Below are 24,780 nucleotides of genomic sequence, written 5' to 3'. Positions count from 1 at the left end.
GGCAGAGACGCGGACGCGCCCACCACAGCCCGGCGGTCGCCGACTCGCTGACCTTATACGAGGCCCGACCCACCCCCCGGGTATGACACGCGGGTTCTATATCGGGCGGTTCCAACCATACCACGAGGGCCACCATGCGATGGTCGAGCGCATCGCGAGCGAGGTGGACGAACTCGTGTTGGGGATCGGCAGTGCCGACCAGTCTCACACCGCGCGCAACCCGTTCACGGCTGGCGAGCGTATCGAGATGCTCACCAAGGCGACGACCGACATCGGGGTCGTCACCTATGCCGTCCCCATCGAGGATCTCAACCGGAATGCAGTGTGGGTCAGCCACGTCCGGTCGATGTCTCCCCGCTTCGACGTCGCCTACTCGAACAATCCCTTGGTCGTCCGCCTGTTCGAAGAGGCCGGTGTCGAGGTCCGTCAATCACCGATGTTCCGCCGCGAGGAGTTCGAGGGGGCCGAGGTACGCGAGCGGATGGCCGAGGGCGATGACTGGGAGGAACTCGTGCCCGAGGCGGTCGCCGACACTATCGCGGACATTAACGGCGTCGACCGGCTGCGTGAGGTGATTGACTCAGATACATGATCACACTCGCGACTGACTTCGGTGAGCCGTATCCCGCGGCGATGAAGGGAGTTATCGCCCGCCGGACGGACGCCCACGTCGTCGATGTCGGCCATGAATTCCCCCGCCAGGCCCCCCGGGCGGCAGCCTTCTGGCTTCGGTTTGTTCTGCCGGAGTTTCCGCCCGCGGTCCACTGTGCGGTCGTCGATCCTGGCGTTGGGACCGACCGCGCAGCGCTGGTCGTCCGCGCCGGCGATCATGCACTCGTCGGGCCGGACAACGGCTTATTACTCCCGCCGGCCCGGGCGCTGGCCGACGACGACATCGAAGTGTTCAGAGTCCGCGTTGAGGACCCCGAAAGCGCGACGTTCCACGGCCGGGACGTGTTCGCGCCCGTCGCAGCCGACTGCCACGATGTCGGCGTCGCCGCGCTCGACCGACTCCCCGCGCTTACCCGGACCCGCGAGTACGACGATCTCCACTTCCCTGCCCCCGATATCCACGAGGACGGTGCGACGGGCGAGGTACTCGTCGTCGACGGCTTTGGCAACACCGTGACCAACGTCCCCGGTGATGTCCTTGCGGACCGCGAGCAGGTGACCGTCGATGGCGAACCTGTCCCAGTCGCCCGCTCGTACGCCCACGTTGAGGCGGGCGAGCGGCTCGTCACGGTCGGGAGTCACGGCAACGTCGAGTTCGCCGTCAACCAGGGGCGAGGTGACGAGGCGTTCGGTCTCGGTGTCGGCGACAGCGTCGTTCTGTCGTGGTGAGGGTTAGTCGGGGTCGAACCCATCGAAGGTCACGTCAGGCTCGACCGCACGGGGGAGCCGCATCGGCGTCACGCTCACATCGCCGTGGAGCACGGCGTGGCGGTCCGTCTCCGGGTCTGCCGGCGGTTCGCCCGCGAGAAATCGCTGCCAGCCGCCATCACGGAGTTCGACAGCGTCGGCGTCGACCCGCTGGGGCTCAAGATCGTATTCGCGAACTGGGCGGGTGAGGGTGACCTGGGGCTGTTCAGCGTAGGCGGGGACGTTCACATTGAGGAACTCCGCGACATCGAAGACGTCCGCAGATAGCGCTCGCTCGGTGACGAATGCCGCCGCCTCGGCGGGCATCTCGAAGGCCGCTGGATCTGGGTGAGGCGGCTCGGGGTCGGTGTGGTCGGCTGTCGAGACGGCGACGGCCGGCACGCCAAGGTGGGCGGCTTCCATCGCCGCGCCGACTGTGCCGGACCGCTCGATGATGTGGGCCGCGAGATTCATGCCGTCGTTCACGCCCGAGACGACGATGTCGGGGTCGATATCGAGGACCGATAACGCGACGGCAACGGCATCGGAGGGAGTCCCATCGACGGCGTAGCCGAACGATGTCTCCTCGATACCTGTCGGCCCGGCGTGCCAGGTCATATCGCGGCCCGCCCACGACTGGTTGTCGGCCGGCGCGACGACGGTCACGTCGCCGACGGTCTCCAGCGCGGTCGCCAGCGCGCGGATGCCATGGGCGTCGATGCCGTCGTCGTTCGTCACGAGGACGGTTGGGTCGCTCACTCCCGACCGGAGGCGACCGGCCCCGATGTGCGTTGTGCTTTCCACCGAAAAGCCCCACCGTTCTGTGGGGTCCGGCTGGTAGCCGCCCCGCCCATACCATGGTGTATGGCTGTTGAGACAGCAGGGACACGGACGGCGGCGGCGCTCCCGGCTATCGTCGGTGTGCGAACACAGGCGACAGTCGCCGGCCACGACGCTATCGTCATCCGGTTCGAGAGTGGCGCCCGGCTCCGCTACGTCGATGACGACCCGGTTCGCGAGGAGTGGCTCGCCCCCGGCGACGAGACGCCCACCCGGACGAACAGGCGGGAGACCCCGGTGCAGGAGGCCGCGCTCGGGGCCGTTGGCGCGTATCTCTCCTTCGATGACCGGGCCCACGCGTCGTTCGTCTGGGGCGAAGAGAACGTCGACGTGCTTGCGCCATGACAGGGCCACTCCTGAATCAGCGCGTCCCGGTCGTAGGCGGCGGCTTCGGCGGACTGGCGGCCGCCTGCTATCTCGCCGACGCGGGCGCCGATGTTCGACTTGTGGAGAAAAACGATCACCTCGGCGGCGTCGCCGGCCGCATCGAGCGGGACGGCTTCCAGTTCGACACCGGGCCGTCGTGGTATCTGATGCCGGACGTGTTCGAGCGATTCTTCGACCACTTTGATCGCGACCCGGCCGACTACTACGACCTCCAACGGCTCGACCCGAAGTATCGCGTCCTCTGGAAGGACGGTGACCGGGTCGACGTGCCGGACGACCCCGCGGCAGTGCGTGGACTGTTCGAATCCTACGAATCAGGCGCTGGCGAGGCGTTCGACGCCTACCTCGAGGAGGCCGCCTACACCTACGAGGTGGGAATGGAGCGGTTCGTCTACGAGGATCGCCCGCGGTTGCGTGATTTCCTCGATACCGACGTGCTCCGGTCGGCACGCGGGCTCAGCCTGCTCGGTTCGATGGACGAGCACGTCGCCGACTACTTCGATCACCCGAAACTCCGCCAATTGATGCAGTACACGCTCGTCTTCCTCGGGGGCGCGCCGCACAACACGCCGGCGCTGTACAACCTGATGGCCCACGTCGACCACGAGCTCGGCGTCTACTACCCCACGGGTGGCGTCCACAGCGTCGTCGAGGGGCTGGCCGACCTGGCCCGCGAACTCGGGGTGACCATCGAGACGGGTCGGCCGGTGACGGCACTTGAGCCAGCCACCGATGGCCTCACAGCGCAGACACCGACCGGTCCGGTGACGGGCGACGCCATCGTCGCGAACGCCAACCCCGCACACGTCGAGCAGGACCTGCTCACGGGAGCGAGCGATGGCCCGCTGGGTGGGTGGGAGTCCGCGACGTACGCCCCTTCGGCATTCATGCTGTATCTCGGCGTCGAGGGGTCTGTCGACCCGCTCGCGCACCACACGCTCGTCCTCCCTGAGGACTGGGACCCGCACTTCGCGGCCATCTTCGACGAGCCGCGGTGGCCGACCGACCCCGCCTACTACGTGAACGTCCCCTCGCGCACGGACGACACGGTCGCGCCCGACGGCTGTCACACGGTGGTGGTACTCGTGCCAATCGCGCCTGGACTTGAGGACGACGCCGACGCCCGCGCCCGCTATCGCGAACAGGTGCTGACCGATCTCGCGACGGACGCTGGTGTCGACCTTCGGGGCCGGATCCGCGTCGAGGAGACAGCCTGTGTCTCCGAGTTCGCCGAGTGGGTTAACGCCCCGCAGGGGACAGCCCTCGGGCTGGCACACACGCTTGGACAGACCGGGCCGCTCCGCCCGTCTCACCGCGGCCCGCTTGAGGGGCTCTACTACACGGGCGGCTACACGACACCTGGTATCGGGATGCCGATGTGTCTCATCAGCGGCGAGCACACTGCCGAGGCCGTCGCCAAGGACGCCCAATCAGCGCGGCCGCTCGCTCGGCTGGCGGAACTCGGTTGAGGGACGAGGGATGCCGACACGCCGCCGGGACAGGGACGGAAGGCGGCGTGGGCGGACCCGCACACCCGGATACCGCGGGGCGCGCCAGTAATCGCGCCCGCCAGCGAGTTCCGAGTGCGACTGGACGTGTGGACGGCAGGCCAGTGGGTGGATACCCACGATACGGCGGCCTTTTACGGGACATGCCAGATACCCCGGCCGCGGTCGAGAACACTCCCGATGAGCACGTGCGGGAGCGCGATGATACTGATGAGGACGCTCCAGAATGCGACGGCGCCGTACAGGAGTGGTGCGGTTCCGAGCGGGTTCGGTGCCAGCAGCCACAGCGTTGCCGCCACGCCACCCACGGAGAGCGCGCCGCCGACGAGCAGCCCCCAGGCTCGCAGGGCGGTGCCGGCCGTCGTCTCGGCTGCGAGCAGGTCCCATCCGTCCGTCCCAGCTGGGTCGACGGCTAGTTCGCGAGCGACCTGCCGTAGCGAGTACCATAGCGGGAAGTAGAGGCCAACGGCGACCACCACCGGGACCGTCGCAAAGTACGCGACCAGCAACAGCGTCTCACCGGCGTCAACGAGCCAACTTCCGGTTCCCTGCCGGCGGTGGAAGCCGAGCCCGAGGTGTGCAAGGAGGACGGCCGCGTACCCGCCCCCGATGAGGAGCCGCGTCGTCTCCAGCGGGACGCCGGCAGTCGCCAGCGCCCCGGGCTCAAACAGTCCGACAATGATGCCGCTGAACGTGCGGAACGTCGCCGGGAACGCGACTATCGGCACTGCCATCACAGGGCCACCGCGAGCGGCGACCGCCAGCAGCCGCTGAGCCCGCGTCTGCAGGTGATCGGCCCCACCCGTCGCGCGTAGCGCGTACAGGTCCCCACCGCCGCCCTTCGCACAGGCGACGGCGACGGCGATGAGCAGGCCGACGACGGGCGCGACCGTGAACAGCCAGAGATAGCCTGCCAACAAGAGGAGATAGCCGGCGACATAGCGGAGCCGGAATCGGTCGACCCGTCGCCGGAGGTTTGCGAGATGCTCGTAGCCGCCATGTGGGAGGTTAAGCGCGACCATTCCGACGAGGTAGACAAGCAACTGAACGCGTATCGGCACCGTCACGTGTGCGGCGCCGGCGAGCAGGAAGCCGGCCGTCAGTGCGCCAAGCGCGACTCGTGATCCGGTGACCGCAATATCTGCTGGCGAGCCCACTCTGCTGCCGACCCGTCTACCCGTGCCAGTCTCCATACGCGCGGCTACGCGCGTAACTGGGCTGAACGCGACCCCACAGAACTGTGGTGTTTTTATCCGTCGCCGTCAAGAACGGCGTCCAACAGCTTCGACTGGGCGGCCGCGAGGTGCTCGGCGAACGTCGACCGCGAGATGCCCAGCGCGTCGGCCACTTCCGTTGCGTTCGCGCCCTTTGGCCGAGCGAAGTAGCCCAGTTCGTGGGCCGTCTCCAGCACCTCGCGCTGCCGGTCGGTCAGCGCCGCCCGGTCGACCAGCACGAGATTGCGGTCACCGCCCGCGGTCGCCGACTGGGTGAGCCGCTCCAGCGAGACGCCACCGGTCGTCTCCCGAAGTTGTCCCACAAGCTCGCGCAGCGTCGCCACATCCTCGACATGGAAGGTAACATGGAGCCGACCGTCTTCGCCGCGCACGTCGCGAATCGGTGCGCCGTGCTGCTCGATGACCTCGCAGACACAGGCCTGATCGGCCGGTCGGTCGAAGCGGTAGACGCTCCGGTCACCGTCGGAGAACACCTCCTCCATTCCGTCCGGGTCGGCGTCAGATGGCAGCGTCACCTCTTCGGTCACCGTCGCACCATCGCCGCCCCACGTCACCGCCGCCGCGTCGCCCGCCGACTCCGTAGCCGCCGCCACCTGACAGCTCGGCGGCTCGCGAATCCGGAGTTCGGCGCGGAAGCCGGAGGTCATATGTCGGAGTCCGGGGGCAACGGGTTAGAGCGTTTTGCCTGGCCGACTTGTAGCCCCACGGTGTGGTGGGATGGCCCCCTTCAGGATTGGCCCCGTAGTCCACGTATGTCCGAACAAGTCGACCGGACGCGCGTTGAGCGGCCACCCGGTGAGCGTCGCGAGTGGGAGACGTTCTGCCGGTCGAGTGCCGATGCGCCGCTCAGACACGTCGGCAGCGTCACGGCCCCCTCGGAGTCGGTCGCCTATGAGCAGGCGGCGACACTGTTCCCAGACGCTGTTGACCTCTGGCTGTGTCCTGCCGAGTCAGTCGCCCGGTACGCTGCCCAACCGCTTGCTGATCGCGCCGAGGGTGATGTCTGAGTGATCTCCGTCAGCAAGCTGCTCTGCGGGCTGGCGGCCGAAGGGGACGGCCTTCGCTACGGCGACCCCTCCGAACCGGATCAGATACGCGAGCGCCGTCAGCGTCGTCCAGTCGTCGTCTGGAACGTCACTCGGCGGTGTAATCTCTCCTGTGTCCACTGCTACGCGGCCGCCGACCAGGAACCGGCGGCCGGCGAGTTTTCCACGGCGGAGGCGAAGCGGTTCCTCACAGACCTCGCCGACTTCGGGGTGCCGGTTGTCCTCTTTTCGGGTGGTGAGCCGCTGGTACGAGACGATATCGCCGAGCTGGTGGCACACGCCGCCGACATCGGCCTGCGCCCCGTACTGTCGACGAACGGCACTTTGCTAACCCGCGACCGGGCTGCCCAGCTCCGTGAGGCGGGGCTGGCATACGCCGGCGTCAGCGTTGACGGTCTTGCGGAGACGAACGATGCCTTTCGGGGCGAGGACGGAGCGTTCGACGCAGCCGTCGAGGGCATCGAGGCGGCGCTTGAGGCCGGCCTCAAGACAGGGCTTCGCTATACTGTCACCGAACGGACCGTCGACGACATGGAAGATGTCGTGGAGTTGTTGTGCTCGGTCGGTGTCGATCGCTTCTGTTTTTACCATCTTGACTACGGCGGACGGGCGGCCGACGCGCAGGCTGCCGACCTCTCGGCGGAGGAGCGCCGGAGAGTCGTCCACCGGCTCTGTGACCTGACTCGCGAGCGACACGCCGCCGGCGAGGAGATAGAGACGCTGCTCGTTGGCAATTATGCCGACGCCGCCTATCTCGTCGAGTACGCCCGTGCGGAACTTGGCGAGACGGCCGCTGCCCGCGTCTACGAGTATCTCAAGCGCAACGGCGGCGACCCCGCGGGCCGACGGGTTGCCGATGTCGACTACCGCGGTGACGTCCACCTCACGCAGTTCTGGCAGGGGTACGCGCTGGGCAACGTCCGTGATCGGCCCTTCGGCGACATCTGGACAGACACGAACCCACTGCTTGAGCGGCTCCGCGACCGAACGCCACACCTCTCCGGAAAGTGTGCTGACTGTCGATACCGTGGAGTCTGTGGCGGCGGGTCGCCGCTCCGCTCGCTTGCGGTCCACGGCGACCCATTTGCCCCCGATCCACAGTGTTATCTCACAGCCGCCGAGCGGCGCCGCGATCCGCCTGCCCCTGACGATCGCCAGCCCGCCGACTGAAGCGTCGAAAGGATTGTACCTGTATCAACATTCATGTGGGTTAGATTCGTGCATAGGGTACGGACTGCTTGAGCCGATTGCAGCCATCATTTCCGCAACGTGCATTATCTACCATTACATTTATCTGGTCCCCACGTGTTGGAGGTGATGTGATGCGAGGAAGCGAACCCGAGCCGATGGTGCCCGAGATGCCGACCGAGACGACGTCCACCGCCCCGAACCTCGTAGCCGACGGCGGTGAGCGGTCGGCGCTCGAGGAGTCCCCTGAGGCACCGCTCGTCCCCGACTACACGTAATCCGGCCCTTCTCCCGTCCTGTCTTCCACCCGGCGAGCACCAGCCAGTTGCCAGCCGGCCACGTAAAGCCCCCGCGTCCGCGGGGTCGCGACCCTTCCACTCGGCCCGAGAACTGCCGCCGATGCACAGTCGTGAACGCTCGACAGTCGAGGCAGTGGCGTCGGTCGGCGAACTCGTGGGGGACACGCCACTGGTGCGGTTAGACTCGCTCGCGGAGAACCTGTACGGCAAACTCGAGACGGCCAACCCCTACTCGGTGAAGGATCGCATCGCACGGGCCATCGTGGATGCCGCCGAGGCAAGCGGTGCGCTCGAACCGGGCGGCACCATCGTCGAGGCGACGAGCGGCAACACCGGGATTGGGTTGGCTGCTGTCGCCGCCGCTCGCGGCTACGACTGTGTACTGACGATGCCCGAGTCGATGTCGGCCGAGCGGCGTCGTCTTCTGCGCGCGCTGGGGGCCGACCTCAAACTGACGCCTGCCGATGACGGGATGACAGGCGCCCGCGAGCGGGCCGAGACGGTGCTCGCCGAGCGGGAGAACGCTGTTATGGCCCGCCAGTTCGCCAACGCTGCGAACCCGCAGGCCCACCGTGAGACGACGGGGCCAGAGGTCTGGGACGCAACGAACGGGGCCGTCGATGCCGTCGTCGCCGGCGTCGGGACCGGCGGCACAATTACCGGTGTGGGCCGGCATCTCCGGGGCGACCGTGACGCCGACGTGACGCTGGTCGGCGTCGAGCCGGCAGCCTCGCCGACGCTTACCGAGCAGAGTGACGCTGCCCACGACATCCAGGGTATCGGGCCAGGATTCCTACCGACGGTCCTCGACACTGATCTGATAGATGAGGTACGCGCCGTCGCGGACGACCGCGCGAAGGCGACCGCCCGCCGGGTTGCCCGAGAGATGGGGCTACTCGTTGGTATCTCAGCCGGCGCGGCACTCGCCGCGGGTGCCGATTACGCGGCCGACAATCCAGCGGAGGTCGTCGTTGCCGTCGTGCCCGATGGTGGCGAACGGTACCTCTCGACCGATCTGTATGGCAACTAATCCGACTCTGCTGCCCGTGGAATCCCCTCGGCGACCCATTCACAGAGCGGGTCGCTGGCCAGTGGGTCGCCCGTGACCGCGTACGCTCGTGAGCGAGAGCCGCCACACTGGCGACGGTGTGGACAGCGCCCGCAGGGGCCGTCGAACCCATCGGCATCGCGAAGCGCACACAGCAGGTCGGCCTCGCGGTATACCTCGGGTAGGGGGGTCTCGCGGACGTCGCCGGCAGCGACCGGTAGGAATCCCGACGGGTACACCTCGCCAGTGTGGCTGACAAAGACGAAGCCGCGGCCGGCACGGGTAGAGCCGACACGTGCGGGGCCGTCTCGCTCGGCAGCAGCAATGCGACGGTAGTGGGGCGCCTCGACAGTGATGACCCGATAGGGCGCCTCGCGGGCGTGTCTATGGAGCCACTGGAGCACGGACTCGGCCCGGGCGGGATCGAGCCCTTTGAGGGTGGCCCCGCGGCCCGTTGGGACGAGGAAAAACACCTCCCACATGACGGCCCCCAGCTCCGCTACCCGGTCGGCGATGGCCGACAGTTCGGGCGCCGTCGTCGCGGTGACCGTCGTGTTTACTTGCACGTCAAGGTCAACATCGGCAGCCCATGCTGCGGCCTGCTGGACGGCTGCGAAGGAACCGGACTCGCCACGGAACCCGTCGTGGCGGGCAGGGGTGGCGCCATCGAGGCTGAGCGCCATCCGACGGACGCCGAGGTCAGCGAACCGCGTGACGGTCTCGCGGTCGAGTGCGGCCGTCGGCGCCGGCGTCACTGCCGTCGGTACTCGCTCGGTGGCGTAGTCGAGCAGGTCGAACAGGTCTGGCCGCTCCAGCGGATCGCCACCAGAGAATACCAGCACCGGTGCGGGGTCGAACGCCGCCACTTGATCGATGAGGCGCTTCCCCTCGGCCGTGGACAGCTCATCGGGGTGACGCTGCTCTACGGCGTCGGCTCGGCAATGATCACACGCGAGACTGCACGCCTGTGTCACTTCCCAGGTGACGATAAGCGGCGTCTCGTCATAGTCGCGCCCGCGCGTGATAGCAGCGTCGGGCTTTCCTCCGCCGTCGGCGTTCGCCCGCGTCATCGGTCACGAGTACGGCCGCGCGGCGCTTGCCGCCGCGACCTCCATACAGGGGGCGTTGAAGTTGACCGGCGCTACTTCAATCCCCGCAGTACGGTGGCGCCATGCCGACGCCCACGCCGGCGCCAGAGCCGGCGATGGTTCGTTACGATGATTCCGAGCGAGCGCAAGAACTGGGCGAGCGGGCGCAGGCGTTCATCGACGAGGTAGTCATCCCTGCAGAGCGGGCGCTACCGCCGGGTGGCACTGTCTCACGGGGCACTATCTCCGAGCTCCGTGCCGAGGCCCGTGAGTACGGGATCTACGCTCCGCAGATTCCCGAGGCGTACGGCGGGATGGGCGAGCGGTTCCGCGACGTGCTCCCTGCCTTCGAGGCGGCCGGGCGGTCGCTGCTGGGGCCAACTGCGATGCGGGTGGATGCGCCCGACGAGGGGAACATGCATCTACTGGAACTCGTTGGTACATCCCTCCAGAAGGAACAGTATCTCGCCCCGCTGGTCGAGGGGTCGCTTCGATCGGGCTTCTCGATGACAGAGCCGCTCGACGGCGCCGGCTCTGACCCGACGGCCATCCGTACGACCGCCCACAGGGACGGCGACGGCTGGGTACTCGACGGCCACAAGTGGTGGACGACACAGGGTGTCGAGGCAGATGTGCTCGTGGTGCTCGCGCGAACAGACATAGATGTCCACCCGTACGAGGGGTGTTCACTGTTCCTCGTCCCCACCGAGGCCGACGGGGTCGAGGTAGTCCGCAATATCCCACATCTCGGCGGTGGGCCCCGCGGCGTGAGTCACGCAGAGATCCGCTACAACGAGGTGTACGTCCCCGACGAGCACCTGCTCGGCGAAGAGGGCCGCGGCTTCGAGCATGTCCAACAACGACTCGGTCCCGCCCGACTCACTCACTGCATGCGTTTCTCTGGGATGGCCGATCGTGCGCTCGATATTGCCGCGGCGTACGCCAGCGAGCGATCGGCTTTCGGTGAGCCGCTGGCCGAAAAGACGAGCGTCCGGGCACGGCTGGCCGAGGCGGCTACCGATCTCCACGCCGCACGAGCACTCGTTCGGACGGCTGCCGACGCCGTCGACGCGGGTCAGGAAGCCCGTCGCGCGGTGGCGATGGCCAAGTCGTTCACTGCGCCGGTCGTGAACGATGCTATCGACGCGGCGCTACAGACGTGTGGCGGCAACGGAATCGGCAAGGATCTGCCGCTGGCGGACTTTTACGCGACAGCGCGGCAGTTCCGTATCGTCGACGGTGCAGACGAGGTACACCGCCGGACGGCTGCCCGCGAGCTGTTCGACGACCCACCGACGGAAGAACTCGCGCCGCTGACCCGCTACGAGCCGTAGCAGTCGCTCGCGGCGTTAAAAAAGAATGGAGTGCGCCCGGTCAGTTCGCGGAGATGACGTCGTCGATGCGGGCGATCATCGTCGCAGCCTCGGTGGCGGATTCGACGGCCTCCCGCTTGACCGCGGCAGGGTCGAGCACGCCCGCCTCGATGGGGTCACCGACGCGGCCCGTCTGGCCCTCGGAGATGAGGCCAGCGACGCCCTCGCTCTCGTGGGTCGTGCGGAGGTCCACCAGCGCGTCGATGGGGTCCATGCCGGTGTTCTCTGCGAGCGTGCGCGGGATGACGTCGACGGCGTCGGCGAACGCCTCGACCGCCAGCTGCTTGCGCCCCTCGATGGACGCTGCGCCCGACCGGATGTGGTCGGCGATGGCAATCTCGGTCGCGCCGGCGCCGGGAACGACGCCGCCCTCGTCGAGCGCCGCGATGGCAACGTCGATGGCGTCATTGAGCGCCCGCTCCAGCTCGTCGGCGACGTGTTCGGTCCCACCGCGGGCGAACAGCGTCACCGTCTCGGCGTTCGTGCCGCCCTCGATGAAGGTGAGCTCCTCGTCGCCGAACCGCTCGACACGGACCGTCTCGGCAAAGCCAAGATCGTCTCCTTCGAGGTCCTGCAGCGAGCCAACCGTGCTCGCGCCGACGGCCCGCGCGATGCGGGTCGCCTCGTCGTCGGAGACGCTCTCGACGGCGAGCACGCCCTCCTTTGCGAGGATAGAGGCGACGCGGTCTTCGATATCGCCAGTGACGAACGCGACGTCGACGCCGGCGTCGACGATGTCCTCGGCGTAGCCGCGCAGTTCCTCCTCTTCGGCGGAGATGGCCTGTTCGAGTTGGTCGACGTCGGTGACGTTGTACTCGGCGTCGATTTCGGCCTCGCGAAGATCAAGATCCAGATCAAGGACGGCCACATCGGCGTCCGAGACATCCCGGGGCATGTCCGCGTGGACGGGCTCCTCCTCGGAGATGACGCCCTCGACGAGCCGGGTCGCGGAGGCGCCCGCGCCCGTCTGCGTTCGAACGGTAATATCGTCGCGAACGACACCGTCGTCGGTGCGGGCGTGCTGGACGGCCGCGACGACCGTCTCGGCAAGTGCTGCGGCGTCGATATCGCCGGTGCCCTTGCCGGTCATCGACGACTCGGTCACCTGCTGGAGCAGTTCGTCGTCGAGGTCCGCCTCGAGGGTGATCTCGTCGACGGCCTCCAGCGCCAGCCGGCTGGCCTCGTGATACCCCTCGACAATGGTCGTGGGATGAACATCGTCTTCGAGCAGGTCCTCGGCCTTGGCGAGCAGTCGGCCCGCAAGGACGGAGGCGGTCGTCGTCCCGTCGCCGACTTCCTCCTCCTGCGTGGAGGCAACCTCCACGATCATCTGAGCCGCGGGATGCTCGATGTCCATCTCATCGAGGATGGTCGCGCCGTCATTCGTGATGACGACGTCGCCGGAGTCAGAGACGAGCATCTTGTCCATGCCACGCGGGCCGAGCGTCGTGCGTACGGTCTCGGCGACGGCCTTAGCGGCCTGAATGTTCGAATTCTGGGCGTCCTCGCCGCGGGTCCGCTCGGAGTCCTCCGAGAGGATGAACAGCGGCTGTCCACCCATTGCCTGTCGTTGTTGAGCCATAATCATTTGATAAATGGTATGCGGTTCTATATGAATGCTTCGCTCCCGTCGGACGGAAAATCACCGGACGGGACGCGTGTGAGCCGTTTACACGCTCTCGCGACAGTCGTCGACCGCGACGGCCCGGTCGGATCGGGCCGACCACCCGTTGGGATTCCGCCGGGGAGAGCGGTCACGCCAGCGGGCGCGAACGCCCTCGTAGAGGCCGCGTAGGCCTCCGATAGCGACGTCGCGGCCGTCAGCGAACCACCGAGACGGGAGCCCTTCACCCCGGAGAACGTCTTTTGCGGTCCCGATACCGTCGGCGACGGCGTGGCGGGTCACCCGGTAGGCGACGGCTGGGCGGATGCCGTAGTTTTTCGCCAGCCGGTAGGCCAGCGAGTGGTAGCGCCACCCCCAGTCGTGGCCGTCGCCGCCGTCCGCGAGCACCGATGGCTGGACATCCGAGCGGTCACTCCGTTGGGCAACAGCCATTTCGGGCACCCATTCGACGACGCGGTCGAGCGCGGCCAGCCGGTGAGACGCGTCGCGGGCGCCGCCGACGACGAGGTGCTCGTCGAAGCCGTCGATGGCCTCCAGTGCCGCCCGTGTGAACGCCATGTTCCCACCATTGAGATAGCGGACGGCCCGGCCGCCGACCTTCCGGCGATCATCTTCGTCGGCGGTCCACCCGACCTCGAGGTGACGCCGCACCGGGCCGGTGATGGCATCAGCGGCGGGCAGTGCCGCCGCAACCGCGTCGCGCCACCCTGCCTCGACGGCGAGATCCTGTGAGACGAAGGCGACAACGTCACCGCGTGCACGATCCAGCCCAGCGTTGCGCGCGACGTTCACGTTCCGGTCGTCGAGTTCGATGAGCACGTCGACATCTGGGCGGTCACGGCACATCCCCGAGGTGCCGTCCGCCGACGGGCCGTTGACGACGAGTATCTCGGCCGGGGCCTCGGCCGCGAGCGCATCGAGGCATGCTGCCAGCCGCTCACGGCTGTTCAGTGTCGGCACCACGACCGATATTTCCATACCCGGAGATAGCTCTCCGGAGCGGTAAAAACACGCCGATGGATTGCTCGTTAGTATCCCAGCGCTGACGCGACGGCCTCGTCGGTAGATCCAGGGGGTCGCGTTTCACAGTGAATGGCCACACCTCGTGGATGTCTGTGCTGGGCCGCTGCGATTGGTTCAGGCTACCCGGGCGTCCCAGTAGGAGACGGATGCCAGCGGACGGCCGAGTCGGGTTCGGCCGACGGCAGTGTCGACGGCTCGGAACGGGCGGGCCACGCCGTCAGGAATCTTCCGGTAGAAGCCGTAGGGGAGCACGAAGTCGTGTTCTGAGCCTTCGAGCTGGAGCCCAGCCCCGTCGAGCAGTCGGTACACCTCGCGATCAGAGTAGAGCCGCGAGCCCATCGGCAGCAGCGAATTGTACAGTGACCGCAGCGAGTAGCGGTTGAACGTGTCGAAAAAGACCTGTGATTCCGCGACGCGGGCCATCTCGCCGAGGAACGAGGCGGGGGTGTCCGCCAGGTGGAAGAACCGCATCGCAAACACGGCGTCAAAGTGGTCGTCGGGGAACGGAAGCCGGGCGGCGTCGCCGCGCATATATTCCAGGTGGTCGTCGACGCCCAGCTGTCGGGCCCGCTCGCGGCCCTGCTGGAGCATCGGCTCGGAGATATCGATACCGACGATGTCGGCGCCCTCCTGTGCCAACATCGCCGTGAACCGCCCCGTCCCACAGGCAATCTCGAGGACGCGTTTCCCCTCCAGCGGCGCAAGTGCGCGCCGGACGGCCGCCTTCTCGCGGTCGTCGATGAGCCGGCCCCCACCGGAGAACCGCTTTGCGTCGTACTCCTCGGCGACGTCGTCCGCCTGGTACCACTCGGCTCCCTTCACTACCGCCGACTGCTTGCCCCGCCCTCTTGAACGTATTGAAGCGCCGCGTCAGGCCGGCGCCACTCGGCGGCCGTCCCACATCACACGCCCCTCGACGGCCAGCTTCTCGAGATGGGCCTCGACGGTGCCGACGGCCAGTTCCCGGACAGCCGAGATGTCTTTCTCGTAGGCGGCGTCGGTCACCGCATCCAGCGTCGACGCACCGGCCTCAACTGCCGCGAGGACGCGCTGCTCGCGGTCGCGGCGGTGAGCGAGCAGGCGCTCGCAGGTTGCCTGCGGCTCCTCGATGACTGGGCCGTGGCCCGGGTAGAGCTGGTCGGGCGCGAACTGTCGGACGCGGCGCAGCGAGGTGAGGTACGCGCGGAGGTCACCCTCCGGCGCGGTCACGGCGACAGAGCCGTCGGCGACCGCGAGGTCACCACACAGCAGTCCTGACTCGTGGGCGAACGCGAGATGCTCGGGTGCGTGGCCTGGCGTATCCCGGACGGTCAGTGTCCCGGCCACGCGGTCGCCTTCGGCGACGGTCCAGTCCGGGGTGACGCCGGTCGCGGCTGTGAATGCCTCGGCACGACCAGTTCGACAGTAGACGGTCGCGTCATGCTCGCGGGCGTAAGCGGCGACGCCGCCCGCGTGGTCCGGATGGTGGTGAGTGACAGCGATGGCGTCGAGATCGCGGTCGGCCAGCAGAGCGTCGATGTCGGGGTGTCGTTCCGGCGGATCGACGAGGATGATTCGCTCCTCGTCAACGACATGGGCGGTGACGGCGCCGGTCGGGACGTGCTCGTGTGTGACTGGGATGCGGTGGACGGTCACGGCCGGGGTTACCGGCCGCGGCGGCTTAGTTGGCGAGGAAGTAGACCTGTTTGCGGGCGTCGTGGAAGCTGTGCCGGGAGCCGACGAGCTCTGCCTCCTCGAGGCGGTTGAGTGCGTAGCGGACAGTGCGGTCCGGCAGCAGCGACTCTTCGGCTAGTTGTCCCTGCGAGAGGGGGCTAGACCCCTCAAGCACCTTGGCGACTAGCTTGGCGCTCGGTGGGAGCTCCCGGAGCCGCTCACGGAACTCGGGGTCAGACATCGGGTCGGACGTGGCGTCCTCGGTGGTCGTGCTCATACCTGTGCCTTCCTGTGTGCCCGGGTAAGTGTTCCCTATATGTGCGTCATAACAACTTCAACAGTACCAAGAGTATAATGCACCCTTATACAAATCCGGCTGTCATGTATTGCCGCGACCGACAGCGGGGCCCCACACCCTTTGTGGCGGGGCCTGAAGCACCGCGTGTGACCAGTGTCCCTGCCGAGTTCCACGACCTGTTCGAAAAGCGAACGTTCGCCCATCTCGCGACGCTGTTTCCCGACGGCGCGCCGCAGGTCACCCCTGTCTGGGTCGACTACGACACCGAGACAGACGAACTGCTCGTCAATACCGCCCGCGGCCGCCGCAAAGAGCGGAACCTGCGAGCAGACCCTCGGGCGGCCGTCAGCATGACCGATCCCGATGACGGCTACCGATATCTTGCGGTTCGCGGCGAGGCGACGCTCACCACGGAGGGTGCTGACGCCCACATCGACGCCCTCGCGGCCCGGTACATGGGCGTCGACGAGTACCCCCACCATGGCGAGGAACAGGGTGAGCGAGTGCTCGTACGCATCACGCCGGTCTCGGTCGCCCACTCCTGACCGCCACTGAAAGAACTTTACTCCCCCCGGGCGACGTGTCGGCCGTCTATGGAGATTTCCGACAAACTCCTCTGTCTGTTCAGCGCCGACATCGAGGCTGACGGCGACCGCTACGTCGTGGAGGTCCCCCGCCGCGAGATCGACACCGGCTCTGTCACGCCGGGTGACACCTATCGGGTCGCGCTCATTGCGGCCGAGGCGGAGGCGAGTGCCGAGGCAGGCGAGGCCTCTGCCAGCGGCACCGCCGGCGACGAGCCCCAACCCCCCGTCGAACCCGGCGAGATACGCTACGTCGAGGTGGAAGATATCGGCAAACAGGGCGACGGCATCGCCCGCGTCGAGCGCGGCTACGTCATTATCGTCCCCGACACGGAGATTGGTGAGCGGGTGAAAATCGAAGTGACCGAGGTGAAGTCGAACTTCGCCGTCGGTGAGGTCATCGAGTAGGGGCTGTTTCCCCGCCGTACCAACCGCGGTCCGCAGCGGCGTATCGACGCCGCTCATACCGGGTCAAATCGACAGACAGCGTCGGATTTACCGCCCGTACCAAACCGCCTTTTGGGCGGCCAGGCCACATCAGGTGTATGAGCGCGACGACTACCGCGACCGGTGCCGGCCTGAGCGAGAAACAGCGGCGTATCCTCGCGTATCTGCGCGAGGCCGCCCGGACGGACACCTATTTCAAGTCCCGCGACATCGGCGAGGCGCTCGACATGTCGGCCAAGGAGGTTGGCACGAACATGACGGCCATCTGTGAGGGGAACTTCGATGTCAGCGTCGAGAAGTGGGGCTACTCCTCGGGGACGACCTGGATGGTCACTCTTCAGGGATCGTAACGGACCAGGTCGGCAGCGTCGTCTGCAAGCGCCGCCGCCTCTGGCCCGAATGACTCCGCGTACCGCACCACAAGCGTCAACAGTCGCTCCGGTTCAACGAGCGCGTAGCCGTCTGCCCGTGACAGCAGGCCTGCCGTCTCAAGCTGGCCGGCGTACTTACTCACCGTCGAGCGAGAGACATCCAACCGGTCGGCCAGCTCTGTCGCCGTCGCGTCTGGGTCACGCAGCAGCGCCAGCACCATCCCGCGGGGGGTGTCTCGCCGGAGATACCCGACTGCGCGCCGCTCGAACGCCGAAAATTCCCCCGCCGGGAAGTACCGGCGGTAGTCGCCATCCTTGACAGACTCGACGGCTTCTTCGCGCTCAAGCCGCCGAAGGTGGTGTTGGGCCTCGCCGGTACCCAGCCTGAGATCGTCGCGGAGCTTCGAGAAGTGAGCGCCGGGCGTCGTGGAGAGGTAGCCGAGGATCGCATCACGGGCATCTGACTCACCGCCATCGTCGGCGAGCCGGGCCAGCGGCGAGACCGCACCGAGCGCGGCGAACCGCTTGAGCGTTGCCCGCTTACTCTCATCGACGCCGTCCATACCTCCGGTCGGAGAGTGGCAGGTAAAACCGCTTCGGCTACGCTACTCTTCCATCGCGTCGCGCATCTCCGCGGCCACGTCCTCGTCCACATCCGACTCCATCTCCGAGATGACCTCGTCGGCACTCTTGATATCGGCCTCGTCCTCGCCGGCCTTGATGGCCTCTGCCTCTGCCTCCATCTGCTCGAGGTCCATCTCTGCCTCCTCGTCAATCTGCCCAAGTATCTCTTCGATGTCGTCCAGCCCGAGCATCTCTCGCGTCTCGGCGTCGAACTCGAGCGAGTCGAGGACGTCGCCGTTCGTCTCCACGTCTGAGCCGGTCATGTGCTTGCCGTACCGGCCCACGAGCGACGTGAGTTCCTGCGGGAGGACGAACGTCGTCGACTCTCCCTGGCCGATCTCCGAGAGTGTCTCCATCCCCTTGTCGATGACTGCCCGCTCGCCCATCGACTCAGCGGATTTCGCACGCAACACCGTGGAGATGGCGTCACCCTGGGCCTCGAGAATCTGGCTCTGTTTTTCTCCCTGCGCGCGGATAATGTTCGACTGCTTGTCTCCCTGTGCGGTCTCGACGGCAGAGCGGCGCTCTCCCTGTGCTTCGAGAATCATCGCTCGCCGGCGCCGCTCGGCGGATGTCTGCTGTTCCATCGCCTGCTGGACGTCCTTCGACGGGTTCACCTCTCGCACCTCGACGCTTTCCACGCGGACACCCCACTCGTCGGTGGGTTCGTCGAGTTCCTTCCGGATGCGAGCGTTGATCTCTTGGCGTTTGTTGAGCGTGTCGTCCAGCTCCATATCACCCAGCACGGCCCGCAGTGTCGTCTGCGCGAGGTTCGACACCGCGCGCTTGTAGTCGTCCACCTCGAGGAACGCCTTCTTGGCGTCCATCACTTTGATGTAGACGACGGCGTCCGCGGTCACGGGGGAGTTATCTCGCGTGATAGCCTCCTGCCGGGGGACATCGAGCGTCTGTGTCCGCATGTCGAACGCGTAGGTCTTGGAGACGAACGGGACGACGAGGTTGAACCCGGGCTCCAGCAGTTTCTGGTACTCGCCGAACCGGGTCAGTGCCTTTTTCTCGTAGGCGTCGACGATGACGACCGACTTGTAGAGGGCAACCACGACGAGCGTGAGCAGTACGAGGGCGACGACGGGGCCAGCAATACCCCCAATCTGTAGCGGGACCAGCATACATTCGCTTGGGGCCAAACGCTGTAAAAGGGTTCCCCCGGGCGGATTTCCCGGTTCAGGCGAGTTCTGAGTCGCTGTCCGCTTCTCGTTCCGGTGCCCGTTCTGGTGACCGGTCCGGCGACTGCTCGCGTGGCGGCTCTTCAGTCCGGCCCTGCTGAAGTTGGCGGTCAATCTCGTCGTCGGTGTCGGTTGCTGCGACAGTGAGTACGTTCCCGCCGCCCGGATCGAGGACGATGACCTCTGTCCCCTCGGGTATCTCGCCGTCCATCGACCGCGCACGATAGTAGGGGTTGAATCCGCCGTCTTGGAGTTTCACCTCACCGCCGTCGGCGGTTACCCGCTCGGTAACGCGGCCGAACTGCCCTTGGAGCGACGCCGAGTCGGATGTCTTGTTTCCGGGGCCGCCTGTGCCGACGCCGATGCGCCGATAGACGGCCAGCGTCGCGCCGCCGGCTACGAGTACGACCAGCGCCAACAGGAAGGGAGTTAGTGAGCCGAGCACCGGGCTCACGAGCAGCCCGACTAGCCCCGCGGCCGTTAGCGCTGCCCCGACGACGATGAAGTGCGCCCCGGGTGCCAGCGCCTCCGCGACCATCAGTCCCGCGCCGGCGAGTAGGAGGACGAGCGAGAGCGGGACGCCGAGTATCTCGGCCATACACCGGGTTGGACGCGTGGCGTCCTAAGCGTTCGCCTCAAATGAATAATTGGAGCAGGACGACGAGCGTCACGGCCGCGCCAAGCAGCACAAACAGCGCGTTCTCGGGGTCGATGTCGCCGGGCGTGAGCGGCTCGCGGTCGCCACGCAGCGAGGCCCCCTCCGTGGCGACATCGAGCGCACGTCCGTCATTCGCATTGGCTTCAGCCTCGGTCCCGGCCTCGTCGTCCGATCGTGTGTCCTCGAGGTCGATTCCCGGCGGGTCGTCCCACTCCCGGTCGTCGGTGTCGCCACGCGTGTTGCCCATATCGACTGTACCGGCGGCCGAGAGAAAAACCCTCGCGACTAGCGTATCTTCGTCCCCGGCGTCGCGTCGCCGTGGGTAGTGAGTAGGTCTGCCTGCTCGCCCGCGGCCAGCACCATCCCATTCGACTCGACGCCGAACAGCTCCGTCTTCTCGAGATTGGCGACGACGACCACCCGCTCGCCGACGAGTGCATCGAGGTCGTGGAGCTGTTTGATGCCGGCCACTATCTGGCGCGTCTCGACGCCGAGGTCAACATCCAGCCGAGCGAGCTCGTCTGCCCCCTCGATACCCTCGGCGGTCCGAATCTCGCCAACCCGCAGGTCAAGCTGCTGGAACTCTTCAAAGCTCACTCGTTCGTCGGCCAGCGGCTCGACGGCCGGCGGGGCGGCTCCATCGCCTGCCTCGGCCTCATCTTCGGCGTCGGCCTCAGTCTCGTCGTCGTCTTCGCCAGCGTCGGCAACCCGCTCTTCGAGCTGCTCGGTAAGCCGCTCGACGGTGTCGTCCTCGATGCGGTCGAACAGCTCGGTCGGCTCGCCGAACTCTGCGGGTGGCGCCTCAAGCGCGGCCGCAAGGGTCGTCTCGTGGACGGACCCAGTCTCATCGAGCTGGTCCCACAGTGCCGCCGCCTTTCCGGGGAGTACCGGCTGCATCAGGACAGCACACGCCTTTGCCAGCTGGACACAGTCACGGATGACCTGTGCGGCCTGCTGGGGCTCTTCGTCGACCAGTTTCCACGGCTCGTGGCGCTGGATGTACTCGTTGCCGAACCGCGCGAGGTCGACCGGTGCCTCGCCGAGGCCGCGCACGGAGTAGTCGTTGACTGCCTCGCGGACCGCCTCGGTTGCCGACTCAATCTCCGCGCGCACCGTCTCGCTCACATCGACATCGGGCGTCCCGCCGTAGTTGCGATGGGCGAACAGCAGCGACCGGTAGAGGAAGTTGCCCAGCGCTCCGACGAGGTCGTTGTTCGTCCGCTCCTGGAGGGTGTCCCAGGAGAAGTTCACGTCGGCGGTGAATTCCGAGCCGGTGATGATTTGATAGCGGAACAGGTCGGGATGGAAGCCAGCGTCGAGGTAATCGTCGGCCCACACCGCGCGGTTACGACTCGTCGAGAAGGCGTCGCCCGCGAGATTGACGAAGCCGCAGGCCATCACCGCCCGCGGCTCATTGTAGCCGGCGCCGCGCAGCATCGCCGGCCAGAAGACGGTGTGATGCTGGATGATATCTTGGCCGATGACGTGCACGATTTCGCCGCCCTCGGGGGCCGCTTCCGGGCCACGCTCGGCGGCGTTCGCGCGATCCTTCCAGACGGCCTCCCAGTCATAGTCGTCGACCCGTTCGGCGTACTGCTTCGTGGAGGCGACGTACTCGACGGGCGCGTCGACCCAGACGTACAGCACCAAGTCGTCGCTTCCCTCGCCAGGATAGTCGATACCCCAGTCCATATCGCGGGTGATACACCAGTCCTGGAGGTCTCCTTCCACCCACTCGCGGGGCTGATTCCGGGCGTTGGCCGTCCCCTCCAGCCGGTCGAGGAAGTTCGAGAGATACGACTGGAACTCGGAGACGCGGAAGAACTTGTGGGTGCGCTCGCGATACTCGGCAGGGTTGCCCGAGATGGTCGAGACGGGGTCTTCCACCTCTCCCGGCTCGAGGTGGCGGCCACACCCCTCGTCGCATTCGTCTCCCCGAGCCCGCTCGCCACAGTAGGGGCAGGTCCCCTCGACGAACCGGTCAGGCAACGGCTGGTCGTTCGCGGGATCCCACGCCACCTTGATCTCCTTCTCGTAGATGTGGCCTCCCTCGTCGAGCGCGCGGACGATGTCGCGGGTGAGTTCGGTGTTCGTCTCGTCGTCCGTGTGGCCGTAGTTGTCGAACGCGACGTTGAACCGGGGGAACGTCTCTTCGTACTGTTCGTGGTACGCACGGGCGAACGCCTCCGGGGAAGTGCCTGCCTCGGCGGCATTGACGGCGATGGGCGTGCCATGCATGTCGGAGCCGCAGACGAACGCCGTCTGCTGGCCGACGCGACGCAGCGCCCGCGAGAGCGCGTCGCCGCTCACGTACGTCCGCAGGTGCCCGACGTGCAGGTCACCATTCGCGTACGGGAGCCCGCACGTCACCACCGCCGGCTCGTCGGTCGGGAACGGGTCGTGTGTCATACCATCGTGTCCGCGGCGCGGGGCCTAAATCCCGCTGGTTCCGCGCGCTCACACGACGGCGAAGCCGACGCCGAACAGGGCGATGGTGACGACCAGTCGGCCGACGCTGCCGGCGAATGTCGCGGCCGCGAACCGGAGGTAATCTTCCTCCAGCACAGAGAAGGCGTAAATCGAGAGTGTATCTGGAAAGAAGGGGACTGACAGCGCCATCGCTAGCCCGAGGTAGCCGTACTCACGGGCCAGCGAGACGGTCTTGCGTTCGGACCATGAGACGACATCGAACCGCGAGTTGCGCAACAGTCGCACCACTGGTCCCGACTCCTTCACACCGTGGCCGAGTGCGAAGGCGAACACAGAGCCGGCCGCCTTCCCCAGCCCCGACGCGACGACGATGAGCGTTAGTTCGATGACGTATGGGACGCCCAAGTCGAGATTGGCAGCAAGGACGACCTCGCTGGGGAGCGGGAGGACGAACGCGATGAGAAACGAGTAGACAGCGACGATCACGAGTCCGAGTGGGCCGCGGGCCGCCCGGACGGCCTCCTCAAGGACCGTGAAATCGATACCGAGCAGCCCAGCGACAAGCGTCACGACCGCCCGGATGCGGTCCGCCGGCGTAAGCGTACCGTTACGCGACCGCCTCGAGGTCTGCCAGCAGCGCCTGCAACCGCTCGCGCGTCACGTGGGGTCCGACCACGACCTGGGCTTCTCCGTGCTCCGTCCGGGCGAGCCGCCATCCTCGCTCGCGCAGCGGCGCGACCGCGCCGTTTAGGTCGGCCGCCACGATAGGCAGCTCTGGCGGCACGGTATCGTAGCCGCGGGTCATCAGCCGGTCGGCGAGCCACTCGGCTGTCGCCTGCGTGGTCGCGTACTGTTCGCGATAGCCGTCCGGCCAGAGCGCCTCGAGCGCGGCCGCGGCGCTCGCAACGCCTGCCCCCGACCGGGTCCCAGTCAGCGCCACCTGTGAGGTCGACTCGAGATACGGTGTCTCCACCGCGAGATTGGCCAGCAGCGACTCTTCACGGGCAAGGAGACCGCCGGCCGGGACGACCGCTCGCCCCAGTTTGTGAGGGTCGATTGTCATCGTGTCGACCGGTGCGTCCCTGAAGTCCCAGTCGCGGTCGGTGAACGGGAGGGCGAATCCGCCCCAGGCGGCATCCACGTGCAACAGCGCGTCCGTCCCGTCATCCGCGAGCAGGTCACCGAGCGCGGGTATCGGGTCGACGCGGCCGTACTCTGTCGTCCCCGCAACGCCGACCACGGCTACGGTGTCCTCGTCGAGGAGTTCGGCGACAGCATCGAGATCGACTCTGTATTCGTCTAACGGCGCCACCCGGAGGTCGACCCCCAGCACGTCGGCCGCCTTTGTGAACGAGAAGTGAGCTGACGCGGGGACAACGACGTTCGGTGTGCGCGTTTCTGCCCGGTTGCGCGCCAGTCGGATCGCCTGCAGATTCGCCTCAGTCCCGCCGCTGGTGACGTAACCAGCGGGGGTGGTGAGCCGCGCCAGCTCTCCCAGTCCGTCAATGACCCGCCGCTCAAGATCAGCGACCGTCTCGTAGGTGGCCGGGTCACCCGGATTCGTCGCGAGGAACTGCTCTGCGGCTTCGCGAGCCGCTGGGTGCGGCTCCGTACACATGGACGAGAGCACCCGGGAGAACGTCTGTGGCGACGACTCCTGCATCGCTCCACCGTCCGCGACCAGCAAATAAAATACCTGCTGTCCTCAAGCGACTGCCTCGGCGAACCAACCCGGGCGCGCCGGCTCGGGATCGGAGAGTGACCGGACCTGCTGGCGCACGCGAACGGAGCCCTCGTTCCCGTCGATGGTGTAGTCGGCCGTCGCCTCGAAGTACCGGACCCGCCCCTCTGTGTCCACGACAATGACGGCAGCGTAGCTGCTGACGTTCTCGGCGTCAGACGGCAGCGCGCCGTCTGCGGTCGGCACCGTCGACGACCGGAGCGTGAGGAACGTCCCGCCGTCCCGCTCCTCGACGGCTGTCACCCGCCAGCCGCCCGAGGAGAGATACGTCGCCAGCAGCGGCCGTCCAGAGAGTCGCCGGACGGACCGCGGTTCGCCGGTCTGATAGCGGACGCCGTCGCCAGTCTGTACCCGGACCGCCTGCACCGACCGGTTCCCCCAGACGTCGAACCGCGACCCAGGATTGACGACCGTCGTGTTGTAGCGAGCGGCGCCGGGCGAGGCGCGCACGACCTGTTGTCGGCGCACCTGCCGTGGCTGGCCGTTGCGCAGGAGCGTCGCGTTCGACCGCACCTCGATGATGAAGCCCGTGGCGTTGAGCGCCCGTTGGTGGGCCGCGAGCAGCGCCTCGGGGTTGGTCAACTCGCCGGTCTCCGCCGAGACACCTGGCGGCGCTGTCTCGGCCGTCAGTCCTTCGGGGACGCTCGGTCCTGTCGCCGTGGGCGTCCCAGTCGGCGTCCCGCCAAACGAACAGCCAGCAAGGACGACGAGCAGACACAGCGCCGCAGTGGCCGGTCGTTGCATACCCCCGTCTGGCCCCCATAGCGCA

Annotated in this window: 29 protein-coding genes; 12 read left to right on the top strand and 17 right to left on the bottom strand. The window is 67.1% G+C overall.

Annotated elements, in window-relative coordinates; all coding sequences use genetic code 11:
* Window positions 1-82: 82 nt before the first annotated feature.
* Window positions 83-592 (top strand): nicotinamide-nucleotide adenylyltransferase, encoded by a 510-nt coding sequence (locus ABEJ63_RS01235; RefSeq protein WP_375794519.1) that lies wholly within the window; start codon window positions 83-85, stop codon window positions 590-592.
* The gene (locus ABEJ63_RS01230) at window positions 589-1,341 is read left to right on the top strand and encodes an S-adenosyl-l-methionine hydroxide adenosyltransferase family protein (RefSeq protein WP_375794518.1); all 753 of its coding nucleotides are present in this window, start codon (window positions 589-591) and stop codon (window positions 1,339-1,341) included. The genes ABEJ63_RS01235 and ABEJ63_RS01230 overlap by 4 nt, the downstream gene beginning before the upstream one ends.
* A 3-nt stretch (window positions 1,342-1,344) precedes the next feature.
* Here ABEJ63_RS01230 and surE read toward each other — a convergent pair whose 3' ends face one another.
* Window positions 1,345-2,118 carry a 5'/3'-nucleotidase SurE gene (gene surE / locus ABEJ63_RS01225; RefSeq protein WP_375794517.1) on the bottom strand — a complete coding sequence of 258 codons (774 nt, stop codon included), beginning with the start codon at window positions 2,116-2,118 and terminating at the stop codon, window positions 1,345-1,347.
* Window positions 2,119-2,223: 105 nt separating this feature from the next.
* Here surE and ABEJ63_RS01220 point away from each other — a divergent pair, with 105 nt between their 5' ends.
* Complete coding sequence (locus ABEJ63_RS01220) at window positions 2,224-2,544, top strand: hypothetical protein (RefSeq protein ID WP_375794516.1); 321 nt, start codon at window positions 2,224-2,226, stop codon at window positions 2,542-2,544.
* Complete coding sequence (locus tag ABEJ63_RS01215) at window positions 2,541-4,055, top strand: phytoene desaturase family protein (protein ID WP_375794515.1); 1,515 nt, start codon at window positions 2,541-2,543, stop codon at window positions 4,053-4,055. The genes ABEJ63_RS01220 and ABEJ63_RS01215 overlap by 4 nt, the downstream gene beginning before the upstream one ends.
* A 173-nt stretch (window positions 4,056-4,228) precedes the next feature.
* Here ABEJ63_RS01215 and ABEJ63_RS01210 read toward each other — a convergent pair whose 3' ends face one another.
* On the bottom strand, window positions 4,229-5,287 hold the full coding sequence (locus ABEJ63_RS01210; RefSeq protein ID WP_375794514.1) for a Brp/Blh family beta-carotene 15,15'-dioxygenase: 1,059 nt from the start codon (window positions 5,285-5,287) through the stop codon (window positions 4,229-4,231).
* Window positions 5,288-5,343: 56 nt separating this feature from the next.
* The gene (locus ABEJ63_RS01205; protein ID WP_375794513.1) at window positions 5,344-5,976 is read right to left on the bottom strand and encodes a helix-turn-helix domain-containing protein; all 633 of its coding nucleotides are present in this window, start codon (window positions 5,974-5,976) and stop codon (window positions 5,344-5,346) included.
* 105 nt (window positions 5,977-6,081) lie between these two features.
* Here ABEJ63_RS01205 and ABEJ63_RS01200 point away from each other — a divergent pair, with 105 nt between their 5' ends.
* The 4 genes from ABEJ63_RS01200 to cysK all read left to right on the top strand — a co-directional run bounded on the left by ABEJ63_RS01200 (window position 6,082) and on the right by cysK (window position 8,892).
* A complete protein-coding gene (locus ABEJ63_RS01200; RefSeq protein ID WP_375794512.1) occupies window positions 6,082-6,336 on the top strand; it encodes an Htur_1727 family rSAM-partnered candidate RiPP in 255 nt (84 codons plus the stop codon).
* The gene (locus ABEJ63_RS01195; protein ID WP_375794511.1) at window positions 6,337-7,545 is read left to right on the top strand and encodes a TIGR04347 family pseudo-SAM/SPASM protein; all 1,209 of its coding nucleotides are present in this window, start codon (window positions 6,337-6,339) and stop codon (window positions 7,543-7,545) included.
* Window positions 7,546-7,697: 152 nt separating this feature from the next.
* Complete coding sequence (locus tag ABEJ63_RS01190; protein WP_375794510.1) at window positions 7,698-7,841, top strand: hypothetical protein; 144 nt, start codon at window positions 7,698-7,700, stop codon at window positions 7,839-7,841.
* A 121-nt stretch (window positions 7,842-7,962) separates the two neighbouring features.
* Complete coding sequence (cysK, locus tag ABEJ63_RS01185; protein WP_375794509.1) at window positions 7,963-8,892, top strand: cysteine synthase A; 930 nt, start codon at window positions 7,963-7,965, stop codon at window positions 8,890-8,892.
* On the opposite strand, the gene ABEJ63_RS01180 is transcribed toward cysK, so the two are convergent.
* Window positions 8,889-9,980 (bottom strand): radical SAM protein, encoded by a 1,092-nt coding sequence (locus tag ABEJ63_RS01180; RefSeq protein WP_375794508.1) that lies wholly within the window; start codon window positions 9,978-9,980, stop codon window positions 8,889-8,891. The two genes, cysK and ABEJ63_RS01180, sit on opposite strands and share 4 nt — an antisense overlap.
* Window positions 9,981-10,114: 134 nt before the next feature.
* Here ABEJ63_RS01180 and ABEJ63_RS01175 point away from each other — a divergent pair, with 134 nt between their 5' ends.
* The gene (locus tag ABEJ63_RS01175; RefSeq protein WP_375794583.1) at window positions 10,115-11,332 is read left to right on the top strand and encodes an acyl-CoA dehydrogenase family protein; all 1,218 of its coding nucleotides are present in this window, start codon (window positions 10,115-10,117) and stop codon (window positions 11,330-11,332) included.
* Between the two features lie 40 nt (window positions 11,333-11,372).
* On the opposite strand, the gene thsA is transcribed toward ABEJ63_RS01175, so the two are convergent.
* The 5 genes from thsA to ABEJ63_RS01150 all read right to left on the bottom strand — a co-directional run bounded on the left by thsA (window position 11,373) and on the right by ABEJ63_RS01150 (window position 15,948).
* The gene (thsA, locus tag ABEJ63_RS01170; protein ID WP_375794582.1) at window positions 11,373-12,932 is read right to left on the bottom strand and encodes a thermosome subunit alpha; all 1,560 of its coding nucleotides are present in this window, start codon (window positions 12,930-12,932) and stop codon (window positions 11,373-11,375) included.
* Window positions 12,933-13,040: 108 nt separating this feature from the next.
* Window positions 13,041-13,973 carry a glycosyltransferase family 2 protein gene (locus ABEJ63_RS01165; RefSeq protein WP_375794507.1) on the bottom strand — a complete coding sequence of 311 codons (933 nt, stop codon included), beginning with the start codon at window positions 13,971-13,973 and terminating at the stop codon, window positions 13,041-13,043.
* A 159-nt stretch (window positions 13,974-14,132) separates the two neighbouring features.
* The gene (locus tag ABEJ63_RS01160) at window positions 14,133-14,840 is read right to left on the bottom strand and encodes a class I SAM-dependent methyltransferase (RefSeq protein WP_375794506.1); all 708 of its coding nucleotides are present in this window, start codon (window positions 14,838-14,840) and stop codon (window positions 14,133-14,135) included.
* A 48-nt stretch (window positions 14,841-14,888) separates the two neighbouring features.
* Window positions 14,889-15,653 carry an MBL fold metallo-hydrolase gene (locus ABEJ63_RS01155; RefSeq protein ID WP_375794505.1) on the bottom strand — a complete coding sequence of 255 codons (765 nt, stop codon included), beginning with the start codon at window positions 15,651-15,653 and terminating at the stop codon, window positions 14,889-14,891.
* A 25-nt stretch (window positions 15,654-15,678) separates the two neighbouring features.
* Complete coding sequence (locus tag ABEJ63_RS01150; RefSeq protein WP_375794504.1) at window positions 15,679-15,948, bottom strand: MarR family transcriptional regulator; 270 nt, start codon at window positions 15,946-15,948, stop codon at window positions 15,679-15,681.
* 167 nt (window positions 15,949-16,115) lie between these two features.
* On the opposite strand from ABEJ63_RS01150, the gene ABEJ63_RS01145 reads away from it, so the two are divergent.
* The 3 genes from ABEJ63_RS01145 to ABEJ63_RS01135 all read left to right on the top strand — a co-directional run bounded on the left by ABEJ63_RS01145 (window position 16,116) and on the right by ABEJ63_RS01135 (window position 17,350).
* Window positions 16,116-16,514: a PPOX class F420-dependent oxidoreductase gene (locus ABEJ63_RS01145; RefSeq protein ID WP_375794503.1), complete on the top strand. Its 399-nt coding sequence runs from the start codon at window positions 16,116-16,118 to the stop codon at window positions 16,512-16,514.
* Between the two features lie 48 nt (window positions 16,515-16,562).
* Window positions 16,563-16,961 (top strand): TRAM domain-containing protein, encoded by a 399-nt coding sequence (locus tag ABEJ63_RS01140; protein WP_375794502.1) that lies wholly within the window; start codon window positions 16,563-16,565, stop codon window positions 16,959-16,961.
* Window positions 16,962-17,098: 137 nt separating this feature from the next.
* Window positions 17,099-17,350 (top strand): hypothetical protein, encoded by a 252-nt coding sequence (locus ABEJ63_RS01135; RefSeq protein ID WP_375794501.1) that lies wholly within the window; start codon window positions 17,099-17,101, stop codon window positions 17,348-17,350.
* On the opposite strand, the gene ABEJ63_RS01130 is transcribed toward ABEJ63_RS01135, so the two are convergent.
* Genes ABEJ63_RS01130 through ABEJ63_RS01095 form a run of 8 tightly spaced genes read right to left on the bottom strand, consistent with a single transcriptional unit; the run spans window position 17,338 to window position 24,755 of the window.
* Entirely contained in the window at window positions 17,338-17,934 is a 597-nt protein-coding gene (locus ABEJ63_RS01130) for a winged helix-turn-helix transcriptional regulator (RefSeq protein WP_375794500.1), read from the bottom strand. The two genes, ABEJ63_RS01135 and ABEJ63_RS01130, sit on opposite strands and share 13 nt — an antisense overlap.
* A 42-nt stretch (window positions 17,935-17,976) precedes the next feature.
* Window positions 17,977-19,125 (bottom strand): SPFH domain-containing protein, encoded by a 1,149-nt coding sequence (locus tag ABEJ63_RS01125; RefSeq protein WP_375794499.1) that lies wholly within the window; start codon window positions 19,123-19,125, stop codon window positions 17,977-17,979.
* A gap of 55 nt (window positions 19,126-19,180) precedes the next feature.
* Window positions 19,181-19,780, bottom strand: coding sequence for an NfeD family protein (locus ABEJ63_RS01120; protein WP_375794498.1), 600 nt, complete (start codon window positions 19,778-19,780; stop codon window positions 19,181-19,183).
* Window positions 19,781-19,817: 37 nt separating this feature from the next.
* Complete coding sequence (locus ABEJ63_RS01115) at window positions 19,818-20,087, bottom strand: hypothetical protein (RefSeq protein ID WP_375794497.1); 270 nt, start codon at window positions 20,085-20,087, stop codon at window positions 19,818-19,820.
* Between the two features lie 38 nt (window positions 20,088-20,125).
* On the bottom strand, window positions 20,126-22,249 hold the full coding sequence (metG, locus tag ABEJ63_RS01110) for a methionine--tRNA ligase (protein ID WP_375794496.1): 2,124 nt from the start codon (window positions 22,247-22,249) through the stop codon (window positions 20,126-20,128).
* Between the two features lie 48 nt (window positions 22,250-22,297).
* Window positions 22,298-22,840, bottom strand: a complete 543-nt coding sequence (locus ABEJ63_RS01105) for a YqaA family protein (RefSeq protein ID WP_375794495.1) — start codon at window positions 22,838-22,840, stop codon at window positions 22,298-22,300.
* A gap of 37 nt (window positions 22,841-22,877) precedes the next feature.
* Window positions 22,878-23,933: a tyrosine decarboxylase MfnA gene (gene mfnA, locus ABEJ63_RS01100; protein ID WP_375794494.1), complete on the bottom strand. Its 1,056-nt coding sequence runs from the start codon at window positions 23,931-23,933 to the stop codon at window positions 22,878-22,880.
* A 42-nt stretch (window positions 23,934-23,975) separates the two neighbouring features.
* On the bottom strand, window positions 23,976-24,755 hold the full coding sequence (locus tag ABEJ63_RS01095; RefSeq protein ID WP_375794493.1) for a hypothetical protein: 780 nt from the start codon (window positions 24,753-24,755) through the stop codon (window positions 23,976-23,978).
* Between the last annotated feature and the right edge of the window lie 25 nt (window positions 24,756-24,780).

The sequence above is a fragment of the Halosegnis sp. genome (assembly GCF_042216475.1).
Classification (GTDB): domain Archaea; phylum Halobacteriota; class Halobacteria; order Halobacteriales; family Haloarculaceae; genus Halosegnis.
Note: the sequence above shows the minus strand (reverse complement) of the source record. Positions and strands in the feature narration are given on the sequence as shown.